The following is a 5,107-nucleotide window of genomic DNA, read 5'->3' as shown; positions in this document are numbered from 1 at the left end:
GACGAGCCGGATCCACCACAGGAAGGTTTTCCCGTCATGCCCGATGACAAGAAGCTCGTCGACTACCTCAAGTGGGTCACGGCCGACCTCCACAAGACCCGTCGACGGCTGGAGGAGTCCGAGGCGAGCCGGCACGAGCCGATCGCCATCGTGGGCATGGCCTGCCGGCTGCCCGGCGAGGTCGCCTCCCCGGAGGACTTCTGGCGGCTGCTGGACGAGGGCCGCGACGGCATAGCCCCGTTCCCCGCCGACCGCGGCTGGGACCTCGACGCCCTGGGCGGCGACGGGGCCGGCAGCAGCGCCGCCGCCGAAGGCGGCTTCGTCGACGCCGCCGCCTTCGACGCCGCGTTCTTCGGCATCTCGCCGCGCGAGGCGGTCGCCATGGACCCCCAGCAGCGGCTCCTGCTGGAGACCACCTGGGAAGCGGTGGAACGTGCCGGCCTGGACCCGGTGTCCCTGCGCGGTTCCCGCACCGGCGTCTTCGTCGGCACCGCCGGCGTCGACTACGTGGGCGTCGTGATGAACTCCCGCGAGGACGCGGAGGGCCACGCCACCACCGGCCTGACCGCGAGCGTCGTCTCCGGCCGCGTCGCCTACGCCTTCGACCTCGCCGGCCCGGCGGTCACCGTGGACACCGCCTGCTCCTCCTCACTGGTCGCCATCCACCTGGCCGCCCAGTCCCTGCGCCAGGGGGAGTGCGGCCTCGCCCTGGCGGGCGGCGTCACCGTCATGTCCACTCCCATGGGCTTCTCCGGCTTCACCCGCCAGGGCGGCATCTCCACCAGCGGCCGCTGCAAGGCGTTCGCCGACTCCGCCGACGGCACCGGCTGGTCCGAGGGCGCCGGCGTCCTCGTCCTGGAACGGCTGTCCGACGCCCGCCGCAACGGCCACCGCGTCCTGGCCGTCGTGCGCGGCTCCGCCGTCAACCAGGACGGCGCCTCCAACGGCCTCACCGCGCCCAACGGCCCCTCCCAGCAGCGCGTCATCCGCCAGGCCCTCGTCGGCGCCGGACTCTCACCCTCCGACGTGGACGCCGTCGAGGCGCACGGCACCGGCACTCCGCTGGGCGACCCGATCGAGGCGCAGGCGCTGCTGGCCGCCTACGGCCAGGACCGCCCGGACGACCGGCCCCTGCTGCTCGGCTCGGTGAAGTCCAACATCGGCCACTCCCAGGCCGCCGCCGGAGTCGCCGGAGTCATCAAGACCGTCCTCGCCATCCGCCACGGCGTCCTGCCCAGGACCCTCCACGTCGACGCACCGTCCACCCACGTCGACTGGACGGCGGGCAACGTCCGCCTGCTCACCGAACGCACCCCCTGGCCGGAGACCGGCCGGCCCCGCCGCGCCGCCGTGTCCTCCTTCGGTATCAGCGGCACCAACGCCCACCTCGTCGTCGAGCAGGCCCCCGAACCCGGGGAACCGGAGCAGCCCGCCACCCCGACGGCCCACCCGAAGGTCGTGCCGTGGCCGGTCGCCGCCAAGACGAAGGGCGCCCTGGACGCACAGCTCGCGAACGTGTCGGCCCTGACCGACGCCACCGCACTGGATGTGGGCTTCTCGCTGGCGTCGGGGCGGTCGGTGTTCGAGCACCGGGCGGTGCTCCTCGCGGGCGCGGCGGGCGAACACCCGGTCGAGGTCGCGCGTGGTCGTGCGGCGCAGCGCTCGCCGGCCGTCCTGTTCTCGGGCCAGGGTTCACAACGGGCCGGGACGGGGCGTGAACTGTACGCCGCCTTCCCGGTGTTCGCCGAGGCCCTGGACGCCGTACTGGCGCGGCTGGACGCGGAGTCGGCGCGCCCGCTGCGGGAGGTGCTGTTCGCGCAGGAGGGCACGCCCGAGGCGGAACTGCTCCACACCACCGGGTACACCCAGCCGGCGCTGTTCGCTCTCGAGGTGGCGCTGTACCGGCTCGTCGAGTCGTGGGGAGTGCGGCCGGAGTTCGTGGCCGGGCACTCCGTCGGCGAGATCACGGCCGCGCACATCGCCGGTGTCCTGTCCCTGGACGACGCCTGCACGCTGGTCGCCGCCCGCGCCCGGCTGATGCAGGACCTCCCGGCCGGCGGCGCCATGATCGCCGTACAGGCCACCGAGGAGGAGATCACTCCTCACCTGACCGAGGACATCGCCCTGGCGGCGGTGAACGGTCCGGACGCGGTGGTGATCGCGGGCGTCGAGTCCGAAGTCGTCGCGCTGGCGGAGGAGCTCGCCGCGAAGGGCCGCAAGACCCGGCGACTGCCGGTCAGCCACGCCTTCCACTCGCCGCTGATGGCCCCGATGCTCGACGCCTTCCGCGAGGTCGCGGAGGGACTCACCTACGCCGAGCCGGCCATCCCCGTCGTCTCCAATGTCACCGGCGAGGTCGCCGACCCCGCCCTGCTGTGCTCCGCCGACTACTGGGTGCGCCACGTCCGCGGCACCGTCCGCTTCGCCGACGGCGTACGGGCACTGGCCGACGGGGGAGCGGACGCCTTCTTGGAGATCGGCCCCGGCGCGGTCCTCACCGCCCTGACACGGCAGACCCTCGGGGACGACGCGGACATCGTGGCGGCGCCCGCCCTGCGTGCCCGGCGCGACGAGCAGACCGCGCTGCTCACCGGGCTGGCCGAACTGCACGTCGCGGGCGTCCGCGTCGACTGGGCCGCCTGGTTCGAGGGAACCGGCGCCCGCCGCACCGACGTTCCCACCTACGCCTGGCAGCACCGCGCCTACTGGCCCCGGCCCCTCGCCTTCGCGGCGGACGTCGCCGGCGCCGGGCTCACCCCCGCCGAGCACCCGCTGCTCGGCGCGGCGGTGGCGCTGGCCGGCTCCAGCGGCGTCCTGCTCACCGGGCGGGTGTCCCTGCGCACCCACCCCTGGCTCACCGACCACACCATGGGCGGCATGGCCCTCTTCCCCGCGACCGGTTTCCTCGAACTGGCCGTACGCGCCGGCGACCAGGTGGGCTGCGGCCGGGTTCAGGAACTCACCCTCACCACACCGCTGGTGCTCGACGCCAGGGACGTCGCGCTCCAGGTGCGGGTCGGTGCCCCCGACGGGTCCGGCGGCCGGGAACTCGGCATCCACTCCCGGTCCGCCGACGCCCCCGACGAGCCGTGGACCCAGCACGCCACCGGTGTCCTCGTGCCCGACGAGCGACAGGTCGAGTTCGACGCCGCCCAGTGGCCGCCGCGGGGCGCCGAGCCCCTCGACCTGACCGGCTTCTACGAGCGCACCGAGTACGGTCCCCTCTTCCAGGGACTGCGCGCCGCCTGGGCCCGGGGCGAGGAGGTCTTCGCCGAACTGGAGCTGCCCGGCGGCACGGACGACGCCGAGCTGTTCGCCCTGCACCCGGCCCTGCTCACCGCCGCACTGCAGGCCGTGGAGTTCGTGGAACTGAAGGACGCCGACCAGGGCCTGCTGCCGTTCTCCTGGTCCGGGGTGTCCCTGCACGCGTCCGGCGCGGCCCGGCTGCGCGCCCGTCTGGCGAAGGCAGGGGAGGACACCGTGTCCATCGCGGCCACCGACCCCGCCGGCCGGCCCGTACTGTCGGTCGAGGCGCTGGCCCTGCGCCCGTCGTCCGCCGCCCGGCTGCTCGGGCCCGCCGCCGGCCGGTCCGCCGCGCCGGCGACGCGTGCGCCCCGTCCGGCCGCGGCCGTCTCCACCGTGCCGGTCCGCGCCGCCGGCACGGCGTCCTTCCGCGACCGGCTGACCACCCTCGGCGCCGCCGAACAGGAACAGGCCCTGCACGACCTGGTCGTCACCTGCGCCGCGGAACTCCTCGGCCACCCCGACACCTCCGAGGTCGACCCCGAACGCGACTTCCTGGAGCTCGGCTTCGACTCCCTCATCAGCATCGAGCTGCGCCGCAGGCTCAGCGAGGCCACCGGGCTGCAACTGCCCGCCAGCATCGTCTACGACAGCGGCTCCCCGAACGGACTGACCTCCTGGCTGCTCACCGAACTGGGCGCGCAGGGCGGCGGCACCGGCCCCCGGGGCGGCGGGGCGCCCGGGAGTCCCGTCGAGAACGACTCGATGGAGCGGCTGTTCCTCGACGGCATCGCCCGGGGCAAGACCCGGGAGGCGCAGCGCATGCTGGCCACCGTCGCCGCCCTGCGACCCACCTTCGAGGCGACCGCCGAACTGGAGGACCTGCCCTGGCCGGTGACGCTCGCCGAGGGCCCGGCCCCGTCGCGGCTGGTCTGCGTCAGCGCGCCCACCGCCAACGGCGGCGTCCACCAGTACGCCCAGCTCTCCGCGCACTTCCGGGGCAGCCGCGACGTGGCCGCGCTGCCGCTGGTCGGCTTCGCCACCGGTGAGGCACTGCCCGCCGGCCCCGAAGCCGCCGCCCGGGTGATCGCCGAGAGCGCCCTGCAGGCCGCCGACGGCGAACCGTTCGTCCTCGTCGGCCACTCCTCCGGCGGCTCCCTCGCGTACGCCGCGGCCGGCGTCCTGGAGAGCACCTGGGGCATCCGTCCCGCCGCCGTCGTCCTGCTGGACACCCTGAGCATCCAGCACAAGAACGACGAGGGCATGGACTTCTCGGGCATGATGCGGTTCAACTTCACCGCGGTCGACGACTCTCCCGTACGGCTCACCAACTCCAGGCTGTCCGCGATGGGCCGCTGGATGGTGCTGCTCAACGCGCTCGACGTGCACCCCACCACCGCGCCCGTACTGGAGATCAAGTGCATCCGTGCCCTCATCGAGGGCGTACCGGCACCGGACCCCGACAGCCTGCACGAGCCCCTGGTGCCGTCGGCCACCGTACGGCCGGTCGACGCCGACCACCTCTCCCTGATCCGTGAGGACTCCGCGAAGGCCGCCGCCCTCATGGAGGAATGGCTGACCGCCCTGGAGGAATCGGCGGTCGCCGCCCAATAACCCACGACGACGAGGGAATCCACCAGTTCTCCACCCCGGGCCGGGCGCGCGTGGTACCCACCACCGCGTCCGGCCCCGCCTTTCTCCCCAGGCTCTAGGGAAACCCGCAGTCCGGGACGGCCAGACTGACCACCGGACCGGGTCGGGCCTACGACCCGGACCGGAAAGCCACCGGGCGCGCCCTGCGCGCACCGCGGGTTTCCGAACAGGGTCGGGGCGTGGAATCCGGAAACCGCCGCTCTCCGCGTTT

Annotated in this window: 1 protein-coding gene; it reads left to right on the top strand. The window is 74.2% G+C overall.

All coding sequences use genetic code 11. The features are described from left to right. Window positions 1-36 precede the first annotated feature (36 nt). On the top strand, window positions 37-4,857 hold the full coding sequence (locus ACWZEH_RS00960; protein WP_456195041.1) for a beta-ketoacyl synthase N-terminal-like domain-containing protein: 4,821 nt from the start codon (window positions 37-39) through the stop codon (window positions 4,855-4,857). Window positions 4,858-5,107: the final 250 nt, after the last annotated feature.

It is taken from the genome of Streptomyces yamdrokensis (assembly GCF_053890455.1).
This window is presented reverse-complemented; position numbering and strand designations above follow the sequence as displayed.